This window comes from Thermoactinospora rubra, from assembly GCF_002093975.1.
GTDB classification, from domain to species: Bacteria; Actinomycetota; Actinomycetes; order Streptosporangiales; family Streptosporangiaceae; genus Nonomuraea; species Nonomuraea rubra_A.
This window is the reverse complement of sequence record NZ_MSZZ01000045.1, coordinates 1-18912: the sequence shown is the minus strand read 5'-3', so window position 1 is coordinate 18912 and position 18912 is coordinate 1. Positions and strand designations below refer to the sequence as shown.

18 protein-coding genes and 2 pseudogenes are annotated in these 18912 nt (G+C 70.0%); 12 read left to right on the top strand and 8 right to left on the bottom strand.

Annotated features, from left to right (window positions below; all coding sequences use genetic code 11):
* Positions 1-99 precede the first annotated feature (99 nt).
* The gene (locus tag BSB02_RS30220) at positions 100-939 is read left to right on the top strand and encodes an SAM-dependent methyltransferase (protein ID WP_084964064.1); all 840 of its coding nucleotides are present in this window, start codon (positions 100-102) and stop codon (positions 937-939) included.
* The gene (locus tag BSB02_RS30215) at positions 926-2143 is read left to right on the top strand and encodes a cytochrome P450 family protein (protein WP_084964062.1); all 1218 of its coding nucleotides are present in this window, start codon (positions 926-928) and stop codon (positions 2141-2143) included. The genes BSB02_RS30220 and BSB02_RS30215 overlap by 14 nt, the downstream gene beginning before the upstream one ends.
* On the opposite strand, the gene BSB02_RS30210 is transcribed toward BSB02_RS30215, so the two are convergent.
* The gene (locus BSB02_RS30210; protein ID WP_084964061.1) at positions 2118-3098 is read right to left on the bottom strand and encodes a helix-turn-helix transcriptional regulator; all 981 of its coding nucleotides are present in this window, start codon (positions 3096-3098) and stop codon (positions 2118-2120) included. The genes BSB02_RS30215 and BSB02_RS30210 overlap by 26 nt on opposite strands.
* A 106-nt stretch (positions 3099-3204) precedes the next feature.
* Between BSB02_RS30210 and BSB02_RS42585 the strand changes: the two genes are divergently transcribed.
* Positions 3205-4647: an MFS transporter gene (locus BSB02_RS42585; RefSeq protein ID WP_158088764.1), complete on the top strand. Its 1443-nt coding sequence runs from the start codon at positions 3205-3207 to the stop codon at positions 4645-4647.
* A 50-nt stretch (positions 4648-4697) separates the two neighbouring features.
* On the opposite strand, the pseudogene BSB02_RS30200 reads toward BSB02_RS42585, so the two are convergent.
* Positions 4698-5354, bottom strand: a pseudogene (locus tag BSB02_RS30200) (AfsR/SARP family transcriptional regulator); the annotation flags it as partial.
* 256 nt (positions 5355-5610) lie between these two features.
* Here BSB02_RS30200 and BSB02_RS30195 point away from each other — a divergent pair.
* The 4 genes from BSB02_RS30195 (at position 5611) to BSB02_RS30180 (ending at position 8767) form a co-directional block, all read left to right on the top strand.
* Positions 5611-6189: a GNAT family N-acetyltransferase gene (locus BSB02_RS30195; RefSeq protein ID WP_206184969.1), complete on the top strand. Its 579-nt coding sequence runs from the start codon at positions 5611-5613 to the stop codon at positions 6187-6189.
* Complete coding sequence (locus BSB02_RS30190) at positions 6186-7277, top strand: winged helix DNA-binding domain-containing protein (RefSeq protein WP_084964054.1); 1092 nt, start codon at positions 6186-6188, stop codon at positions 7275-7277. The genes BSB02_RS30195 and BSB02_RS30190 overlap by 4 nt, the downstream gene beginning before the upstream one ends.
* Before the next feature lie 303 nt (positions 7278-7580).
* Positions 7581-8393 carry a hypothetical protein gene (locus tag BSB02_RS30185; protein ID WP_084964052.1) on the top strand — a complete coding sequence of 271 codons (813 nt, stop codon included), beginning with the start codon at positions 7581-7583 and terminating at the stop codon, positions 8391-8393.
* Complete coding sequence (locus tag BSB02_RS30180) at positions 8390-8767, top strand: GntR family transcriptional regulator (protein WP_084964050.1); 378 nt, start codon at positions 8390-8392, stop codon at positions 8765-8767. Before BSB02_RS30185 ends, BSB02_RS30180 begins: the two co-directional genes overlap by 4 nt.
* Before the next feature lie 7 nt (positions 8768-8774).
* Here the strand turns inward: BSB02_RS30180 and BSB02_RS30175 are convergent, their stop codons facing one another.
* The gene (locus BSB02_RS30175; protein WP_240506773.1) at positions 8775-9755 is read right to left on the bottom strand and encodes a cyclase family protein; all 981 of its coding nucleotides are present in this window, start codon (positions 9753-9755) and stop codon (positions 8775-8777) included.
* A gap of 639 nt (positions 9756-10394) precedes the next feature.
* Between BSB02_RS30175 and BSB02_RS30170 the strand changes: the two are divergent.
* Both BSB02_RS30170 and BSB02_RS30165 read left to right on the top strand, forming a co-directional pair.
* Positions 10395-10744, top strand: a pseudogene (locus tag BSB02_RS30170) (Cmx/CmrA family chloramphenicol efflux MFS transporter); the annotation flags it as partial.
* Between the two features lie 2 nt (positions 10745-10746).
* Positions 10747-11355, top strand: coding sequence for a DUF6461 domain-containing protein (locus tag BSB02_RS30165; RefSeq protein WP_084964048.1), 609 nt, complete (start codon positions 10747-10749; stop codon positions 11353-11355).
* Between the two features lie 217 nt (positions 11356-11572).
* Here BSB02_RS30165 and BSB02_RS30160 read toward each other — a convergent pair whose 3' ends face one another.
* The 4 genes from BSB02_RS30160 to BSB02_RS42580 all read right to left on the bottom strand — a co-directional run bounded on the left by BSB02_RS30160 (position 11573) and on the right by BSB02_RS42580 (position 14386).
* Complete coding sequence (locus BSB02_RS30160) at positions 11573-11998, bottom strand: lasso peptide biosynthesis B2 protein (RefSeq protein ID WP_206184968.1); 426 nt, start codon at positions 11996-11998, stop codon at positions 11573-11575.
* A gap of 2 nt (positions 11999-12000) precedes the next feature.
* On the bottom strand, positions 12001-12282 hold the full coding sequence (locus BSB02_RS30155; RefSeq protein ID WP_084964044.1) for a lasso peptide biosynthesis PqqD family chaperone: 282 nt from the start codon (positions 12280-12282) through the stop codon (positions 12001-12003).
* Positions 12269-14095, bottom strand: coding sequence for an asparagine synthase-related protein (locus BSB02_RS30150; RefSeq protein WP_084964042.1), 1827 nt, complete (start codon positions 14093-14095; stop codon positions 12269-12271). The genes BSB02_RS30155 and BSB02_RS30150 overlap by 14 nt, the downstream gene beginning before the upstream one ends.
* Before the next feature lie 162 nt (positions 14096-14257).
* Positions 14258-14386: a keywimysin-related RiPP gene (locus tag BSB02_RS42580; protein WP_240506771.1), complete on the bottom strand. Its 129-nt coding sequence runs from the start codon at positions 14384-14386 to the stop codon at positions 14258-14260.
* A gap of 123 nt (positions 14387-14509) precedes the next feature.
* On the opposite strand from BSB02_RS42580, the gene BSB02_RS30145 reads away from it, so the two are divergent.
* The 3 genes from BSB02_RS30145 (at position 14510) to BSB02_RS30135 (ending at position 18291) form a co-directional block, all read left to right on the top strand.
* Entirely contained in the window at positions 14510-14710 is a 201-nt protein-coding gene (locus BSB02_RS30145) for a hypothetical protein (RefSeq protein ID WP_084964040.1), read from the top strand.
* Positions 14711-15741: 1031 nt separating this feature from the next.
* The gene (locus BSB02_RS30140) at positions 15742-17004 is read left to right on the top strand and encodes a YcaO-like family protein (RefSeq protein ID WP_143591328.1); all 1263 of its coding nucleotides are present in this window, start codon (positions 15742-15744) and stop codon (positions 17002-17004) included.
* Between the two features lie 9 nt (positions 17005-17013).
* Positions 17014-18291 carry an MFS transporter gene (locus tag BSB02_RS30135; protein ID WP_143591327.1) on the top strand — a complete coding sequence of 426 codons (1278 nt, stop codon included), beginning with the start codon at positions 17014-17016 and terminating at the stop codon, positions 18289-18291.
* On the opposite strand, the gene BSB02_RS30130 is transcribed toward BSB02_RS30135, so the two are convergent.
* Positions 18276-18851 carry a dihydrofolate reductase family protein gene (locus tag BSB02_RS30130; RefSeq protein WP_084964036.1) on the bottom strand — a complete coding sequence of 192 codons (576 nt, stop codon included), beginning with the start codon at positions 18849-18851 and terminating at the stop codon, positions 18276-18278. The two genes, BSB02_RS30135 and BSB02_RS30130, sit on opposite strands and share 16 nt — an antisense overlap.
* Positions 18852-18912 lie beyond the last annotated feature (61 nt).

Genomic DNA, 18912 nt, shown 5'->3' with positions numbered 1-18912 from the left:
CAAGAGGCGGGGGGTTTGTGAGGGGTTACGCGCGTAACCACGCGAAAACCCGTCATCCCTACGGTCTTGCCGCCAAGCACTCACAGCAAGGAGCGCGGGATGAGTTCGACGTCCGAACTGCAGCACCCCGATCTGGGGCCCGATCGTGCGAACGCCTGCCGGATGTACGACCACCTCATCGGCGGCGGCCAGGCCCCTCTGTCCGAACACGACCAGGCGGCGCTCAAGAGGCTGCTGGAGGTGGCGCCCGGCACGCCGTATGTGGCGCGCGACAACCGCGCGTTCATGCGGCGGGTGACCCGCTACCTGGCCGAGACCGCGAAGGTCAGGCAGTTCCTCGACCTGGGCTGCGGCTATCCGACCGAGCGCAACCTGCACGACATCGCCAGGGAGCACGTCCCCGACGCCCGCGTGGTCTACGTGGACCGCGAGGAGGACGCGGTGGCGGAGTACCTGCGCCTGCTCTCCGGCGACCCGAACGCCACGGCCGTCGCGGCCGCCATCGAGACGCCGGAGAAGGTGCTGGCGGACGAGCGGGTCAACCGCGTGATCGACTTCGGCGAGCCGGTGGCCGTGCTCGCCACCGGCGTGTTCCCGTTCATCCCCGACTCGGCCGACCCGCGGGGCATCGTCGCCGCCTACCGCGACGCCTGCGTGCCCGGCAGCTACCTGGCCATCTCCCACGCGCTCACCGCCGAGTACTGGGAGGCCGGCCTGGCCGACGTGGTGCTCGACCTGTACCGCACCGCCGTACAGGCCATGTACCCGCGGCGCCTGGAGGAGGTCGCCGCCCTGTTCGAGGGCTACACCATGGTCGAGCCCGGCCTGGTGTCCACTCCCACGTGGCGGCCCGACGAGCCGTTGGCCCCGGAGCAGACCATGCACGTCCGCGCGGTCGCGGGCCTGGGCGTCCTGGAGGCGGCCGATGGACGCGCGTGACGCGGTTCCCCTGGAGATCGAGCCCTTCGGCAACCCGGAGCTGCTGGCGAGCAAGCTGCGCGACTCCGGCCCGGTGCACAAGGTCACCCTGCCCGACGGCATGCCCGCCTGGCTCGTGACGGGCAACCAGGAGGTACGGCAGGCGCTGTCGGACCCCAACCTGGTCAGGAGCATCGAGGCGGCCTCGCCCGACCTGCACAAGTACCTCGGCCTGGCCAGCTCGGACTTCGTGCTGACCCGGCACATGCTCTTCGCCGACCCGCCCGACCACACCCGCATGCGCAAGGTCGTGTCGAAGGCGTTCACCCCGAGGCGGATCGAACGGCTGCGCCCCCGGATCCAGGAGATCACCGACGAGCTCCTGGAGCCGGTGCTGCCGCTGGGCGAGGCGGACCTGGTGGCGGCGCTCGCGCTGCCGCTGCCCATCGCCGTGATCTGCGAGCTGCTGGGCGTGCCGTACGCCGACCGGGAGGAGTTCGAGCAGTACGCGGAGACGATCACCGGGATCAACGCCTCCTCCACCCACGAGGAGGTGATCGCGGCGGGCCAGTGGTTCGACAAGTACACCACCCAGCTCGTGGAGTCGCGGCGGCGCAGGCCGGGCGACGACCTGATCTCCGCCATGCTGGCCGCGATGGACGAGGAGGCCCGGCTCACCGACCTGGAGCTGCGGTCCAACGTGTTCCTGCTGCTGGCGGCGGGCTTCGAGACCACGGTCAACCTCATCGCCAACGGGCTGCTCGCCCTGCTGCGGCACCCCGAGGCGATGGCCGTCGTCCGCGACGACAGGCGGCTGCTGCACACGGCGATCGAGGAGATCCTCCGCTACGACAGCCCGGTGTCGAGCATCACCTACCGGTTCGCCGCCGCTCCGGTCAAGATCGGTGACGTGGAGATCCCCGCCGGCGACCACGTGGCGCTGTCGCCGCCGATGGCCAACTACGACCCCGCCAAGGTCTCCCGGCCCGCGGAGTTCGACATCACCCGCTCGCCCAACCCGCACGTCAGCTTCGGGCACGGCATCCACTTCTGCATCGGCGCCCCGCTGGCCAGGCTGGAGGGCGAGGTCGCCTTCGGCACGGTGCTGGACCGGATGCCCGGGCTGGCGCTCGCCGTACCGCCGGAGAAGCTGACGTGGAAGCCGAGCTTCATCGTGCACCGGCTCGACAGCCTGCCGGTCACCTTCGATCCGGCTCGGCGGTGACCAGGCCGCCGCGGGCGAAGCGGTCGGCCAGCGCCCGGACGTGGTCGCGCAGCTCCGCGGGCTCCAGCACCTCGAAGTCGGCCCCCATCAGGCCGATGTAGAGAGCCAGCTTGTCCAGCGAGTTCGCGCCCGTGCGCAGCAGGCAGGAGGACTCGTCGACGGCCTCCAGGTGCCCGGCCGTGGGCGGGAGGCCCTCGGCGAGCTGCCGCACGGGCGCCCGTAGCAGGATCGTGGCCTGGTAGCGGTACGGCCGGTAGGACACCGCGCGGGAGACGTAGGCCCGGATGTCGTCGGCGGGCAGCTCGCGCGGCGTGAAGCGGTGGCCGGGCCGTACCGGTCCCCGCACCCGGTCGACGCGGAAAGTCCGCCAGTCGTCCTTGTCCAGGTCGTAGGCGAGCAGGTACCACCGCCACGAGGTGTACACCAGGCGGTACGGCTCGACCCGCCGCTCGCTCTGCCCGCCGCGGGAGTTCACGTAGTCGAAGGACACCCTCTCGTGCCCGTAGCACGACGTGGCGAGCTGGGTGAGCAGGTCGGGATCGATCGTGGGACCCGCCGAGGCCGTCAGAGGCACCATGGTGCTCTGAAACGCCCTGACCTGGTGGCGCAGCCGTACCGGCAGCACCCGCTCCAGCTTGGCCAGCGCCTGCACGGAGAACTCCTCGATGCCGTGGACCGTGCCGCCCGCCGCCGTGCGCAGGCCCACGGCGATGGCCACCGCCTCCTCGTCGGTCAGCAGCAGCGGCGGCAGCCTGTTGCCCACGGAGAGCCGGTAGCCGCCCGCCACTCCCGGGACGGAGTCGATCCGGTAGCCCAGCTCTCTGAGCCGGTCGATGTCGCGCCTGACGGTCCTGGTCGTCACGCCCAGGCTCTCCGCCAGGTCGGCGCCTGACCACTCGTGCCGGGACTGGAGGAGCGACAGCAGCCGGAGCAGCCGGCTGGAGGCGTCGAGCATGTTCTCAGCTTTCCTGCCATTGAGGACAGGCCCTGTCCTCAATCTGTCCTACCGTACCCCTGTCCATGACGTCTAGGGCCCTGGAGCCGACATGACGGAAACGAGCATGACGCAAGAAACGGCGAATCCGCGGCGCTGGCAGGCGCTGGCCGTCCTGGCGCTCGTGCAGTTCCTGGTCTTCACCGACGGCACGATCGTCAACGTGGCTCTGCCGTCCATCCAGCGCGACCTCGGGCTGACGCCCGGCGAGCTGACCTGGGTGGTCAACGGATATCTGCTGGCGGCGGGCGGCCTGCTGCTCGTCGGCGGGCGGCTGGCCGACCTGCTCGGGCGCAGGCGGGTGTTCATGACGGGCGCCGCGCTGTTCGCCCTGGCCTCCCTGGCGGCGGCGCTGGCCACGACGGCGCAGGTGCTGGTGGTCGCCCGGTTCCTGCAGGGCATCGGCGACGCCCTGGCGGTCCCGTCGGCGATGTCGCTGGTGGCGCTGCTGTTCACCGACCCGCAGGAGCGGGCCAAGGCTTTCGCGATCTGGGGCGGGCTGGCCGGGCTCGGCTCCACCGCGGGAGTCCTGCTGGGCGGTGTCCTGACCGACGTGGCGAGCTGGCACTGGATCTTCTACGTCAACGTGCCGCTCGCCCTGATCTCGCTGCTGCTGGTCCCCCTCCTGATCAAGGAGAGCCGGACGCCCGCGATGAGCAGGCCCGACGCGGTCAGCGCCCTGCTGATCATCGGCGGCCTGGTCGCCGTCATCCAGGGCATCCTGTCGATCGCCACCCAGCCGCTGCTCAGCGCGGGCGTGCTGGGGCCGCTGCTGGGCGGGCTGGCGGCGGTGGCCGTGTTCCTGGTCATCCAGGCGAAGTCCGGCAACCCGCTGGTGCCGCTGAAGTTCTTCCGCCACCGGGTGCGGATCACCGGCAACCTGGCCATGGTCGCCCTGGCCGGCTCGACGGCGGCCATGTTCTTCCTGCTCGTGGCCTACGTTCAGCAGATCCTCGGGTTTTCGCCGCTGCAGAGCGGGCTGGCCTGGCTGCCGTTCATCGCCGCCTACATGGCCGGGCTGACCACCATGGCCAAGCTCCTGCCCAAGCTGGGCCCCCGGTGGTCGATGGCGGCCGCCCTGTTCCTGGCCGGCTCGGGACTTCTGCTGCTGTCCCGCATCCCGGTCGACGGCACCTACGCGATCGACCTGGTGCCGGCCATGATTCTGATCGGCCTGGGCGGCGGCGGCGCCACGCCGGCCTCGCAGGTCGCCTCGCTCACCGACGTGTCCCAGGATGACGCCGGTCTGGGTTCCGGCGTCGTCACCACCGTGCTGCAGCTCGGGCAGGCGCTCGGGCTGGCCGCCATCGTCACCGCCGCCACCGCCTACGCGCGCGGGCTGGAGGGCGAGGCCGCCGCGGCGGCCACCGCGGGCTACCGGCTGGCCTTCCTCATCGGCGCGACCCTGCTCCTGGCCGGGGCGTTGGCCGTGGTGGCCTTGCTCAGGCCCAAGCGGTCGCCGGTGACGCAGAGCCTGTCCGATCGGCCCCTGCCGAGCGCCTCGGAGTAGATCCGCTCGGTGTGCTCGTTCGGCGGGACGCCGAGGTCCCTGCGCAGGCGCTGCTCGCACATGCGGTACCAGCTCCTGACGGCGCCCAGGTTCCCGTCCCGGCCGTGCATCACCATCATGAGCTGGTAGGTCTCCTCCCGGTAGGGGTCGAGATCCACGGCGCGGCGGGACCAGTGGACCACGTCGCAGTAGTCGCCCCGGCGTAAGGCCTCCTCGGCCAGCCAGATGAGCGCGGGCAGCGCCAGGGCGCGGCACCACTCGCGCTGTTCGATGATCCAGTCGGCGTTCTCGCCGGCGAGGAAGTCGCCGCGGTAGAGGGCCATCGCCTGGGTGTAGGCCGCCCGGGCGATGGCCGTCTCCCCGGCCATCACGGCGGTCTTGCCCTGGCTGATCAGCTCCTCGAACTCCTCGACGTCCACCCAGAGACTGGGAGCGTGCAACATGTAACCCTCGTCACAGTGAACAATGCCGATGGCGTCGTGCCCGCCCTGCACGCGGCTCAGCGTCTTGCGTACGGCGTGCACGGCGACCTTCAGGGAGCTCGAGTTCCGCGACGATTCATTTCCCGCCCACAGGACGGCCTTGAGCCGTTCTTTGGGCACCACATTTCCGCGGTTCAAAACCAGGTACTGAAAGAGATTGCGAGCCTTGCCGGCATTCCATCGGTGGACGGCGTGGCCATGAATCTGAGCCGTGAACCGGCCCATGAGACTGACCTTGCTGGCGACGCCGGTACCATCTCGAAGAAGCATCCGAGTCTTCCCCCTGCGCGTCAACTGTTCCAGACTTGGAGCCGAACAGGCGTAGGCCTCACCCCCGTATGCCCGATATACTCCCTTTATAGGGAGATATTGACATCTTGAATGAAGTGTCAAGGAATCGGTAGATGTTAACAAGCAAGTCGGACACATTGAAAAAATCGGTGTTGATTGAAGTTTAAGCGAGACCATGGATATTACGATCTTGCCCGCCACCGGCGAGCGGTGGCCCGACCTCCGCGAGGTCCTGACGTCCTCCGGCAGCCTGGGACAGGGCTGCTGGTGCGTGGCCTGGCGGATGCCGTCGGGCGACTTCGGCCGGGCCGACGACGCGCGCCGCCGGGAGGTCATGCGGGACCTGCTCCACCGGGAACCGCCACCCGGGCTCCTCGCCTACTCCGGCGACACGCCCGTCGGCTGGTGCAACGTCGGACCTCGCACCGCCATGGAACGGCTGGTGCGCTCCAAGACCATCCAGCCCGTCGACGACGTCCCCGTCTGGACGGTGGTGTGCTTCGTGGTCCGCACCGGCCACCGCCGCAAGGGCGTCGCCGAGGCGCTGCTCCACGGCGCCGTCGACTTCGCCAGGAAGCACGGCGCCCCGGCCCTCGAGGCCTACCCCATCGACCCCCAGGGGCGGAGGGTCAGCACGACGGCCGCCTACGTCGGCACGGCGGGCATGTTCGAGCGAGCCGGGTTCCGCAGGCTCGCGCCGACCTCCGCCAAGAGCGCGGGACTCCCGCGCGTGGTGATGCGGCTCGACCTCCAGGAGGCTACGCCATGAGCACGATCGGCATCAGATCGCTCAACCGCGCGACGCTGGAACGCCAGTTCCTGCTCCGCCGTACCGCCAAGAGCGCCGAGGAGGTGATCGAGCACCTCCTCGGACTCCAGTCTCAGCAGCCCCTGCCGCCCTACTACGGCCTGTGGTCGCGGGTGGAGGGGTTCAAACCCGGCGACCTGGAGCGGCTCATCGAGGACCGGCGGGTGGTGCGCGCCACGCTCATGCGCTGCACCATCCACGCCGTCACGGCCGGCGACTGCCTGACGCTGCGGCCCCTCATGGCCCCCGTGATCGACAAGCAGCTCACGGGCAATCCCGCCCGCGCCGCCGAGCTCAAGAAGATCGACGACCTGGCCGCGCTGGCGGAGGCGGCCACCGAGCTGCTCGCCGAGGCGCGCGACGGCAAGGAACTCGGCACGCTCCTGGCCAAGCGCTGGCCCGACTGCAGTCCCACCCAGCTTTCGCGCATCGCGCAGTTCGTCGTGCCGGTGCTCCAGGTGCCGCCGCGCGGGCTCTGGGGGCGCACCGACGGGCCGATGTGGCAGACGATCGAGAGCTGGCTGGGACGGCCGCTGGACCCCTCCCCCAGCATCGACCGGGTGGTGCTGCGGTACCTCGCGGCCTTCGGACCCGCCACCGCGGCCGACGTCCAGCGCTGGTCGGGACTGTCCTCGCTCGTGGGCGTGCTCAAGCGGCTCAAACTGGCGACCTTCAAGGATCCGGCGGGCCGGCAACTGTTCGACCTGCCCGACGCGCCCCGTCCCGACCCTGACACCGAGGCTCCGGTACGGCTGCTCGCCGAATACGACAATGTCCTGCTGAGCTATGCGGACCGGACTCGCATCATGGACGACGCGTATCGGCCGCTAGTGATCGAGAAGAACGGCATCGTTCACGGGACGGTGCTCGTGGACGGGTTCGTGGCGGGAATCTGGGATTTCGACTCCTCGGGCGTGGTGATTACGCCGTTCCGCGCCTTGACTGGACCAGAAAAGGAGGATGTCGAGCGTGAGGCGGGCTCGCTCCTGGCTTTCGCAGGAGCGGCGAAGGGGGGCGACGTGCGCATTCTTCAGCCGGTGAAACCCTAGAAAAGGTTTACGCCCCGGGTGTGCCGACCCTTAACCTCGATGACTCACGCCGTCACCGTCTCGGCTGCGGCATTCCGCGTGACGGAAGTTCCGCCCCATCGTTGCTTTCTGTGTGCCCGGTGAGGTGGCGTGGCCGTCCGAGGCGCTCGGCCGGGCGGCTTCCATGGGCCGCAGGGACGCGGAGAAGCTCCTACCGGTGAGCCGGGCTCGCACCACCGGGACGACGAGAGCCGCCGGGGTGTTGACTTTGTCGTAAGTTATGTCGCACAGTGTTGCTACAAAGCTTGCGACAAAGGAGGCGTCATGGCCCGTGAACCGTTACCGGACGCCGGCCCGCCGGCGCGTGCGGCCGATCTGCGACTGGCGGGCGAGTGGCTGGCCCTGCACGGCCTGGCCGGCGCCCGCCCGACCCCGCTGCTGGCCGGCCGGCTGGCGGTCCGCAGACGCGCCCGCCTGGCCACTTACGTCATCCTGGCCGCGCTGATCATCGCGAGCGCCCTCGCCGCCACTTCCGCCTTCGGCGGCCGCCAGCCGCAGCGCCCGCTGCCGCTGCTGGCCCTGACCGCGCTGGTGGCCGGGCTACTGCTGGCACAGGCGCTGCTCGACCGGTGGGTGCGACACGTCGACCAGCGGGCGGGCGCGACACTGTCGCGCAGGGCCACCCATCTGATCCAGCCCGGCTGGCGGGCCGTGCTCGGCCGGCCGTACGCCGTTTTCGCGGTCGCCACGTTCGCCGGTGCGATGGTGCTGGCCGCAAGCGCCTTGGCCGTTCCCGACCCCACCGTGCGGCAGCTGGCCGTCATCGTGCTGATCGGCCTGCTCGGCGCGACGGCCATCACCGCCATGCAGCTGCGCCACCTGCTCAGGTTCCCGGTCGTGGCGGAGGACGAGGAGTCGCTGACCGCCGACGTCGTCATGCGCGTCGAAGACGCCCGCGAGCTCACCACGCCGAACGTGCAGTGGTCGCTGCCGGTGGTGCTGTTCGGCACCGCGCCCGGCTGGTGGAATGCCGCCGCGGTCGCCTACCTGGTCCTGAGCCTGGCCGCGTGCGTCGTGCTCCATGCCAAGACGCCGTCGATCGCGACGGTGGCCCGGCGGGCCATGAGCGTCCGATGATCGTCATCGACACGGCCTCGCCGGTGCCGCCGTTCGAGCAGCTACGGGCCCAGCTCGCCCGGCAGATCCAGAACGGCACGCTGGCCGTGGGCACCCGGCTGCCGACCATCCGCCACCTCGCGGCCGACCTCGGCCTGGCCGTCAACACGGTCGGCCGGGCCTACCGGGAGCTGGAGGAGGCGGGGCTGATCGAGACGCGCGGGCGGGCGGGCTCGTTCGTGTCGGCCGCCGGCGAGGAGGGCCGGGAACGGGCCCGCCGGGCCGCCGCCGACTACGCGGCCGTGATCGCCAGCGTCGGCATCGACGCGGACGAGGCGCTCCGCATCGTACAGGCGGCCCTGACGTCCGGCGCGGCGACACAGGCCTCCTCGTGAACCGCGGTCAGAAGGTGGCGATCGGGTTGACTGGGCTGCCGGACGTGCCGGCGAAGCGGACCGGCGCGACCGCGAGGTGGAAGTCCCACTGGCCGAGCTCGGCGGCCGTCGTCGCGCACGCCTCCAGGTCGCAGTTGTCGAGCATCCACAGACCCATCGCGACGAGGCTCACGGCGTGAACCGGCATCAACACGTCTTCGTACCCCGACGGCTGAACGTCCTGGGGGGTGTCGGCGCCGATCAGCGCGACCTCCCGCTCGTGCAGCCACGGCAGGCAGGACGCATGCCACCCGGCCTGCGTGAAGCCGCCGGCCGCACCGGTCTCGTGCCGGACGCGGCCATAGCCGGTCCGCAGGAGTACCGCATCGCCGGATCGCACCCGCACGCCCTGGCGACGCTCGGCCTCCTCGAGATCGTCGGGAAACACGCCCTGCCCCGGTTCCAGCCACGGCACATCGCGGACCCTGGCGATGTCCAGCAGGACACCACGTGTGATGATCCCGTTCGCCGCCGCCGTGACGGACGCCCACGACGATCCCGTCGCGGCGTCGACCAGCGAGTGCGACCGCCCGTTGTACATCGTGCCGTCCCAATAGATGTGGCACGGCGAGTCGAGGTGGGTGATGGTGTTGCCGTGGAACGTGAGGCCGAGCCGTTCGGTCGAAAAGCCCCAGCGCCGGTCGTTGCGGAATCCGGGTGCCGGTATGTTCTCGGCACCCGGCATGTCGGCGGCGCACGGGCACGTCGTCGTCGACCGCTCCATGTCTTCCGGTACGGCAACCTCCCACGCGCACGACACGCTCCTGCCGTGGCGCACGGCCCGCGCCGCCGCCAGCCGGACGTCGCCGGTGATGTGGTTCAGCGTGCCGAGCTCGTCGTCGTCGCCCCACCGTCCCCAGTTCGACAGCGTGTCGAAGTACCCGAGCACGTCGTCCTGTGTGGGTATCGGTCGCCCTGCCGTCATCCCAGCATCGACTCCTCCGGTCACGTGGTTCGAGGCACCGCGGGCAGGGTGTCCCGCCCTCTTTTGATATGGCCTGATATGGCCTCACCGGGCCGGACAGACGGTGTGAGCGACCTGGATCCAATCCTCGGCGATCTCACCACACGTTACGCGCAGAACTTCTGGATAGGCGCTGAGAACTGGTCTTTGCGAAGAGATCGAGTTCGGGCGAGAGGCTTCACTTGTCGTCCACTATCACCTCTACCGCCGTGCTCGACGTCCGCCGGGACCGCGTGTGGGACCCGAGGCGGTGAAACCGAGATCCCTCGACGGGCATCGGTGGGGAAGCGGGCGCGCCATGTCGAGTCCTGAGTCGGACAAGGTGGGGGCTTTCGGTCACGCCGTCAGCCCCCTGAACCACTGACCTCGTAGCCCTGTCATCGCGCCGCGTTCTGTGGCGGGAGAGGTGTGCCCTCGGGGCTGGCCGCGGTGACGAGATGACCTTCTCGTGCCTCTCCTCCTCACCTCGGGCCACTCGATGCCTGTTCCGCTGTACCTGCTTGCCCTGGCGGTCTTCGCCATGAGCACCTCGGAGTTCGTGCTCGCCGGCCTCTTGCCGGACATCGCCTCGGATCTCGATGTCACCGTCGGGACGGCAGGCGTGCTCACCTCGGCCTATGCGATGCGGCCGGCGGTCCGCTGCTGCTCATCGGCTGGCCCTGGCCGTGCCGGCTGGCCGGACGGTCGCTCTGCTTGCCCTCCTGTTCGTGCTGGGCGCGTTGTCGTTCGCGCTGGGCAGTACATTGATCGCGCGGGTCCTCTGCGAGGCGACGGGAGCATCCACGATGGCCGGGTCGTACGCGACCGCGGCACTCAACGTCGGCGCCGCCGTCGGACCCTTCGCCGCCGCGGCCACCTTCAGCACCGCGGCCGGGAACCTCGGGCCGTTGTGGGCAAGCGGAGTCCTGGTCGCGATCGCCTTGCTCATCGCGTTCCCCTTGCTGCGGCACCAAGCAATGAGAATGAGGAGGTAGCCATGCGGTCGCCGGCATACCTGCATGACCTTCTGGCATCGACCCTCTTCACCGAGGGCCTCGATGACGAGATGAACCTGTGGTCGCTGGGATTCAGCGCCGTATGGATTCATGGCGCGGACCTCGCGGCCCTCGCCCCGGCCTTCTCCCTGGATCTCAGCACCCGCACCCCGTGCCCGTTGAGTGACATCCTCGACCACAACATCGACAGTGGCGACCTGTGGGTAGCCGAGGCCGGAGGATGGATCTGCATCCTGCCAGCGCGCGACGATGACGCATTCCTTCGGTCGCTGAGCGTCGGCGGCCGGCAAGTCCTCAGCTTCAGCATGGACATCAACGGCCATGACCGCTTCAAGTACATCCGAGACGGAGACATCGTCGTCTCTTTCAGGCCCACCTGGCCCGACTCCAAGCACGGCAGCGACCCGCACGCGCTCGATCACCTGATGGACGGGCTACGCTTTCAGGACAGTGAAGACGACAGCCTCGTGGAAGAGGACGAGATCATCAGTTCGGCCCTGGCGCTGATCGGACGCGTCACGGGAACCGACATCGCCGCCGACTGGATTGAGGCGACCCACTCTCGTATCGGAACGACCTCGATTCCGTGAAGGCGCGTCCGGTCGCTGTTCGCACGCGGTCGGCAGCGGTAGGCCGTACTCGACGTGCTCGTCCACAGAGCCGCCCACTGCCGGCGCCCGGGGGTGAGGGCCGCGTCGCTGGCGCCCGCGGCGGCCTGGGCCAGCCCGGCGTGAAGGAAACGATCGTCCAGCACCACCAGGCCGCCCGACAGCAGCGCCCAAACGCCGTGCCGGAAGTCGGCCGGCCCTATCGGTCCTGATCACTGGGAACGGTGAACAGCACCACGAAATACCCGGGCGGATAGCTCTCCCCCACGGCAATCCCCTCCGCCTCGACCCACGCGTGCGCCCCGAAGGGCGCGATGCGCCGCACGCCGACGCACCAGGTCGCCCAGCGGCCCCCCGCCCGGCCCAGCAGGACGGTCGCCAGCGAGCGCGGCAGGCACCCCTCCCGCCCCGCGCAGCGCAGGCTGACCGCCTCCACGTCCCGGCGGAGGGCCGCCGCCTGTGCGAACGTGGCCGGGCGGGAGCCGCGGCGCAGCCACGTCAGCACGGCCCTGATGCGGCCGGGAGGCTGCCTGGCCAGCAGGCAGGCGGCGGCCACCGCGGCCCGGACCGCGACGCGCCGGGCCGGCGGCACCGACCTCGGCGAGTGCCGGATCGCCTCCGGCATCGTCACGAGGATCGCCTCCGCCCGGACGGCTCCCGCTCGATGAGCAGCCCGGCCGCGGCCAGTTCCTCCTGCAGCTCGCGCACGTCCCGCTCGGCCTCCTCCGCCGGCACCGGGTACTCCTCCGTCAGCGAGCCGGCGATCTCGGCGGTGGTCGCCCCCTCCAGCAGCCCTCGCAGCACAAGAGCCCCCGTGGGGTTGAGGTTCCAGTACTTCCCGCTGTCCATGTCGAGCAGGGCCGTGCCGTACTCGGTTTCCGCGGCGATGACGCCGTCACGAAGTCTCATGAGCGCTCCGAGGTGCCACAAGGGGGACGTCTTCGAGTGATCGCAGCCACAGCTCGCAGGCGATGGTCTGGTAGAGCACGCTGAACGGCAGGACGGGCGGCAACGGCCGGCGGCTGAGCTCGCGCAGCATCGCCACGTCGACGAGGCCCAGCCGTCCCAGGCGCGAGTCCTCCCACAGCGCCAGCACGTCGGCACGGTGCTCGCGCAGCCCCATCTCGACGTCGTGGGAGCCGTCGGCCTTGGTGGCGCGGGTGAGTGCGATGTCGGGCACGATGCCGCGCATGGCCTCGACGATGAGGGGCTTGTACTGCCACGGGGAGATCCGCTCGCCGGGCCGTACGGCAAGAGCCGCCTCGATCACCGCGTCGTCGTAGTAGGGGGCGGCCATCCGCACGCCCAGCCCGGCGGCCATCTGCCCGAGCTGGCGCACGGCGCGCGACACGGCGCGCAGCCCGACGAGTTCCTGGTGCAGGCCGTGCCCCGGGGCCAGGGGGCGGGCGTCCGCGACGGCATGGATCCGGTCACGGACCACGTCGACCGCCTCCGGCGTGATCCACGGCGGCAGCCGCGGCGGTCTTCCCCAGCCCAGCGCCGGGGCGTCCACCGGGGGCGCGGGCGCGGTGAGCTCCCTGGCGACCTGGCGCAGCCACTCCCCGTGCGTCGGGGCGGCCGCGAGCATGCGGAGGGTCTGCCGGTACGGCCAGCGGTACTGCGCCGCGAAGCCCCGCAGGTGCCTCACCGCCAGGCTGGGGTTGCGCCGCAGCAGGCCGTGGAGGTGCGCGATCGAGCCGTACAGCAGTTCGTCGCCGCCGAAGCCGCCCATGTGCAGCCGCGAGCCGTGCCGGGCGGCCGCCCGCACGATGGTCAGCCAGCGGTTGCGGTCGGCCGCCGTCGCGCACGGCTCGTCGAAGGGCTCGTCCAGATGCCGGATGCCGTCGTAGACCAGCGGCACCTCCTCGGCGGGGATGACGTGGTGCTCCACTCCTCCCAGGGCGGCCACCGTACGGCGGGCCCAGGCGACGTCGTCGCCGAGCGGGTCGCGGTAGGCGGCGGTGTAGGCGGCGACCCTGGCCCGGCCACGTATGGCCAGGCTGCACAGCGCGGTGGAGTCCGCCCCGGCCAGGTCGCAGCTGACGAGGTCGCGGCCATGGGTCCGGACCTCGACAGCGGCTGTCAGGGCCTCGCGCAGCCACCTCGCGCCCTCGTCCATCGGGAGCACGGGCTTGGGAGGGGTCCAGCGGCGGACGGCCCTGGCCTGGCCGGTGCCGTCGAGCAGCAGGTAGTGCCCGGCGGGGACGGCGGAGATCCCCTCCCACACCGGTTCCTCGGTCAGGGGGAACAGCACGGGCGGGTCGAGCAGCTGGACGGCCAGCCGGTCGGGGGCCGGGGCGGAGCCGGCCAGGCGGGCCAGCACGTCGGCCCGGTCGGCGGCGATCGTGGTGCCCAGGACGGAGCCGTGGAAGACCGGGCGCAGGGAGCTGACGGTGCCCTGCACGCGGGTCTCGCCGGCCACCGAGGCGAACAGGTGGTAGCTGCCCGGCGGCGTGCCCATGACGGCGTCGAGCTCGGCCGCCGTGCGCAGCCGTGCGGCGACGACTTCCAGCCGGTCGCGCGTGAGCAGGTGGTCGCCCAGGACGGCGACGGAGGCGAAGCCCGCGCAGCCGACGGTCATCGTGTCGTCCCAGTCGCCCAGGATCCACGGACGGCCGCTCGCGTGATGGATGCACTTGGGGGCGGACACGGCCAGGGCCCTGGCCGCCCGGTGCGCGTGGAGGTGGTCGGGGAGGACCACGAACCAGGCCGGACTCAGCATGATGGATCTTCCGTTCCAGAGGGCGGGCCGGTCCGGTGCCGGACCGGCCCGCGGCTCACCGCGTCGTCACATGCGGGTGCGGCGTGAGACGCGAGTACGTCGGGACAACGCGGTCGCGGTCGTCGGAGGCGCTCTCACGCTCCTCGGATCCGCCGGAGGCCGTCAAAGGCGCTTGCGCAGCAGGACGCCGTCGGGCCCCGAGGAGATGCCGATCCCGGTCTTCTTGTCGAACGTGCCCGCGGCGGTCAGCGTCGGGCGCTCGTAGGCGCGGGCCTTGGTGCTCGTACGCATGTCGTCTCCTTTCGGCTGGACAACGGAAGGGGCGCTGCCGGCGTTTTCCCGCAACGGCGACGGAGCGCCCCGGCGGACCATGACTGTATGTGTCATGAGCCGTAATGGACTTTGTCATGCGCTTTGGAGATCGTCCAGCCCTCGCATCGGCTGATTTTTCCTCGCGCGAGCTTCAGAGTGGCCGATTACGCGACAAAGAAGCAGGTGGAAGCCGTCATGAAGGATACCGACAGAATTGTCTTCGGTGCCGCGGAGAGTTTTCCACAGACAACGATGGAAACGCGCGCCGAGCTGCGGAAAGCGCGCTTCCGGAGGGCGGCGTGACGCGCCTCGAATGACCCCTATAAAGGACTGGCGCTATTGACCGTTTACGGATAGGATCTTGACGGCGCCGCCTGGAATTGCTTAAGAACGTCTTTGGCATGTCGGGGCGGCGCAGGATCGGCGGGCTGCTGTGGCAGCGCGACTTCCGGTTGTTCTGGTTCGGGGAGACGGTCAGCGAGGCCGGCCGTGGCGTCGTGCGCGCTCTACGCGAGCGTTCCGCTGGCCGCCTGGATGGGCGTCCTGGGATTCGAGCATGTGCTGCCGGTGGCGCTGCCGGCGGAGCCGCGACGTGGTCTTCGACACCGCCTACCAGGTCCAGCTGCCCGTCCTCGTCGACGCCGGGTGCTCGTGGGCATGTCGTCTCCTTCCCGGCTGGACAACGGGAAGGGGCGCGGCCAGCGTTTTCCACACAGTGGCGATGAAGCGCCCAGCCAGACCATGACTGATCCAGTCATGCGACGTAAGAGGCATTGTCATTATATGAGGCAGGCGTCCGGCCCCTCTCGCCGACAGAATCTCCGTGAAGTCGGCTTGACGCCCTGAAGCCACAGGTACAACCCCTCGCGAAAAAGGCCTCCAGAACGACCGGCCCAGATGTCGCTAATTTCCTACGGGCCGGCGGCGCGGCTTGCCGACCTACAAAGGCCAATATCTGTCCATCACAATTTGCTCCACCGGCTACACAGAACCGAACCAGTTTTAGGTCCGACCATATTAGTGTCTTAAGCGCGCTCCTTACTTGAATCAAGAAGGGTGGTCTTCAACCTTGACGACAATCCCAAGATTTCGTAAGAGTGTTGTGGTGTGATCAACTAGCACTCCACCAGAAAGGACGGGTAAGTGGCTTCCAACTCGCAGAACCACGGGTTGCAGCACAGAGACGGTGGACCAGAGGACGAGTTCGTCGTCACACCCAGCGAATCAGCGATGCTCTCACAGGCGTGCGGCAGCCTGCGCAACGAGGCATAGCGTGCGGGGGACCGGCGTGCCCGTCCCCCTCGACGTCACCTCGGCGATGATGGAGGGAACGCGTGAGAGCATTGCGCACACGGCAGGCGCCGGTCCTCGACGCGATAGCCGCGTTACGCGCGGAGCTCGACAGGCACGGCCTGTCGGCGGAAGTCGTCGAGCAAACCCAGGGCCGGATCGGCGTGGCAGGCTGCGTTCTACGTGACTCTGAAGGCTCGGTGATGGGAGAGTCGTCCGGCCGAGGCGGCGGCCCCCAGGCCGTCGCGAGCGCGCTGTTCGAGGCGTGGGAGAACTGCTGCCACAAGCACGGCTTCGAAAAGCTTCGCCGGGACCCGAGCCGCCTTCGCGTCGTCCAAGCGAAAGAAATCGCGGCGCAGCCGGCCCTTCATGATGACGCGATGGTGCATCGGCTCGCCGCGGACTTCCCGGACGGTCACGTCGCTTGCCTGCGGTTCGACCCCATTTCCGGTGGCGGCGATCCCATCTGGTATCCCGCCTTCGCGAGGTTCCCGTGGTATCCGCAATATCCTGTCGAGGACGATCACCCGCGTTATAGGCCCTACCTTCGCTACGCGACGAACTTCGGCACCGCGGCGGGAATTTCCGAGCAAGAGGCGCTGGTCCACGCGCTCATGGAGGCGGTGGAAGGCGACGCCTTCTCGATGGCGCTCATGAATTGGTACGTGACCTTCGACGCCTGCCCCGCAGCCGTCTGCCAGGAGGACCTGCCGGAGGATCTCCGACGGCTGTGCGCCGAGGCGGAGCGGGTGATCGGCTGCCCTCCGCTCGTCTTCGACATCACGACCGAGCTCGGCATCCCGGCATTCTGCGCCATGCCGTCCCGGCTTTCCTATCTCGGCGCGGGCGGCGCGGGCGCGTCGACGATTCCCGCCTACGCGCTTGAACGCGCGGTCGGAGAGCTCGTCCAGGCCTACGTCAACATCGTCGACGACCCCGAGCACGACCGCCGCCTGCACCGGCGGCTGAGCCGCCTGAGCCGGTGGCCGGCGCTGGAGCGCTGCGTGACCCTCGACCCCGCCGATCTCGTCGCCCGCTCCGAACGAGCGCCGTCCCGCCCTCCGCAGTGGTGGGACCCGCCGGACGCCGCGCCGCGGATCGACACCCTGACCGCCGCGCTGGCCGACGCCGGCCTGACCGGATATTTCCTCAGATGGAACGACGGGGCCGTTCCCGTCGTCACAGTCCTCGTCCCCGGCCTGGAGACCTTCTTCCTCAGCAGGGCCGGCGTCCCCGTGCTCCCGACGGGACGCGGGGCCCGGCGCTGGCACTCGGCGACCACCGCGCGAAACGGTAGAGAACGGTAGGGAAACGACGTGCACGGCACCACGGCAGGGCAACGCAGGATCGGCGGGCTGCTGTGGCAGCGCGACTTCCGGCTGTTCTGGTTCGGGGAGACGGTCAGCGAGATCGGCAACTCCTTGGCCGTGGTCGCCATGTCGCTGCTCGTCGTCGCCGAGCTCAAGGCGAGCACCTTCCAGGTGAGCCTGCTGACCGCGGCGGCCTTCCTGCCCTGGCTCCTCGTCAGCCTGCCCGCGGGAGCGTGGGTGGACCGGCTGCCGTCCCGCAAGGTCATGATCGTCAGCGACGTGGTGTCGTTCGCGCTCTACGCCAGCATCCCGCTGGCCGCCTGGCTGGGCGTGCTGACGTTCGAGCACGTGCTCCTGGTCGCGCTGCTGGCCGGAGCCGCGAACGTGTTCTTCGACACCGCCTACCAGGTCCAGCTGCCCGTCCTCGTCGACGCCGGCGACCTGGTGGAGGGCAACGTCAAGATGCAGGCCAGCATCAGCGCCGCCCGCCTCGGCGGATCCAGCGCCGGCGGGTTCGCCGTGCAGGCGATGGGAGCGGCCACCGCGCTGATGGTCAACGCCGCCAGCTTCCTGGTGTCGGTGGCCTGCCTGCTTGGCATCCGCCGGTCTGACCCGCCCGGCGCCGGGCACGCGCGGGCGGCCGATCCGGTCGAGGGCGGGCTGTGGCGCACCATCGCCGAGGGCCTGCGCTTCGTCGCCCGCGACCGCTACTTCCGTCCGCTCACCATCTGGGCGTCGGTCTCCAACTTCGGCCTGACCGGCTACGACGCCCTGATCGTCGTGTTCCTGGTACGCGACGTGGGCGTCCAGCCCAACGTCGTCGGTCTCCTCATGGCGGTGGCGGGCGTCGGCGCCGTCCTGGGCAGCCTGGTCGCGGGCCGCGTCGTCGACCGTTTCGGTACGGCACGCGGCCTGCTCGCCATGGCCGTCTTCGTCATCCCGCTCGTCCTGCTGATCCCGCTCGCCAGCCCGGGTCCGGGACTTGCCCTCTACGCCGCCGGCATCCTCATGTGCGTCACCGGGATCGCGGTCACCAACGTCATCGCGGCGAGCTTCCGCCAGGCGTACGCGCCGCCGGGCATGCTGGGCCGGGTGACGGCGACCACGCGGTTCCTGCTGAACGGGGTCTACATCCCGGGCGCCCTGGTGGCCGGAGGGCTGGGCACGTGGCTCGGCGTCAGGGCGACCTTGTGGATCATGCTCGGCATGGTCGCCCTGGCCGGCGTGTTCCTGTTCACCCCGGCCCTCCTGGGGCGGCGTGACCTGCCTCAGCAGGCCCGGTAGGTCGCGATCACCACGCCGGTGGCCGTCGTGGTGGCCTTCACCAGGTTCAGCGCCGTGTGCTCGGTGAACAGCCCGCGTCCCCGCCCCAGCGCCACAGGGTGGATCAGGAGGACCAGCTCGTCGATGAGCCCGTGGGGCAGCAGCGAGCGGACCAGTTCCCCGCTGCCCAGGATGGAGATCGCCTTGTCGTGCCGCTGCTTCAGCTCGCGCACGGCCGCCACCACGTCGCCCTTGAGCAGCGTGGAGTTGGCCCACGGCAGGGGCTCCCGCAGCGTCGTGGACGCCACGTACTTCGGGAAGGCGTTGAGCACCTTCGCGTACGGGTTGTCGTCCGGCTGGAACGGCCAGAACGTGGCGAACTGCTCGTAGGTGCGCCTGCCGAAGAGCATGGCGCCGGTCTCGCCCATCCCCTCGCCCATGGCCTTCGCCATCGACTCGTCGTGGTACGGCGCGGCCCAGCCGCCGTACGGGAAGCCGTCGCGGCGGTCCTCGCCGGGGCTCGCGGGGGCCTGCATGACGCCGTCGAGCGTGATGCTGTTGGTGACGACCAGTCGTCCCATGGTGGTTCTCCTTCCTCCAATGTCAGGAACTTTAGGGGTCTGGCGTTGGCCGTTGGGCGAC

Coding starts and splice junctions, on each gene's coding strand:
- BSB02_RS30220 (WP_084964064.1), top strand. CDS start 100: ATGAGTTCGACGTCCGAACTGCAGCACCCCGATCTGGGGCCCGATCGT.
- BSB02_RS30215 (WP_084964062.1), top strand. CDS start 926: ATGGACGCGCGTGACGCGGTTCCCCTGGAGATCGAGCCCTTCGGCAAC.
- BSB02_RS30210 (WP_084964061.1), bottom strand. CDS start 3,098: ATGCTCGACGCCTCCAGCCGGCTGCTCCGGCTGCTGTCGCTCCTCCAG.
- BSB02_RS42585 (WP_158088764.1), top strand. CDS start 3,205: ATGACGCAAGAAACGGCGAATCCGCGGCGCTGGCAGGCGCTGGCCGTC.
- BSB02_RS30190 (WP_084964054.1), top strand. CDS start 6,186: ATGAGCACGATCGGCATCAGATCGCTCAACCGCGCGACGCTGGAACGC.
- BSB02_RS30185 (WP_084964052.1), top strand. CDS start 7,581: ATGGCCCGTGAACCGTTACCGGACGCCGGCCCGCCGGCGCGTGCGGCC.
- BSB02_RS30180 (WP_084964050.1), top strand. CDS start 8,390: ATGATCGTCATCGACACGGCCTCGCCGGTGCCGCCGTTCGAGCAGCTA.
- BSB02_RS30165 (WP_084964048.1), top strand. CDS start 10,747: ATGCGGTCGCCGGCATACCTGCATGACCTTCTGGCATCGACCCTCTTC.
- BSB02_RS30160 (WP_206184968.1), bottom strand. CDS start 11,998: ATGCCGGAGGCGATCCGGCACTCGCCGAGGTCGGTGCCGCCGGCCCGG.
- BSB02_RS30155 (WP_084964044.1), bottom strand. CDS start 12,282: ATGAGACTTCGTGACGGCGTCATCGCCGCGGAAACCGAGTACGGCACG.
- BSB02_RS30150 (WP_084964042.1), bottom strand. CDS start 14,095: ATGCTGAGTCCGGCCTGGTTCGTGGTCCTCCCCGACCACCTCCACGCG.
- BSB02_RS42580 (WP_240506771.1), bottom strand. CDS start 14,386: ATGCGTACGAGCACCAAGGCCCGCGCCTACGAGCGCCCGACGCTGACC.
- BSB02_RS30130 (WP_084964036.1), bottom strand. CDS start 18,851: ATGGGACGACTGGTCGTCACCAACAGCATCACGCTCGACGGCGTCATG.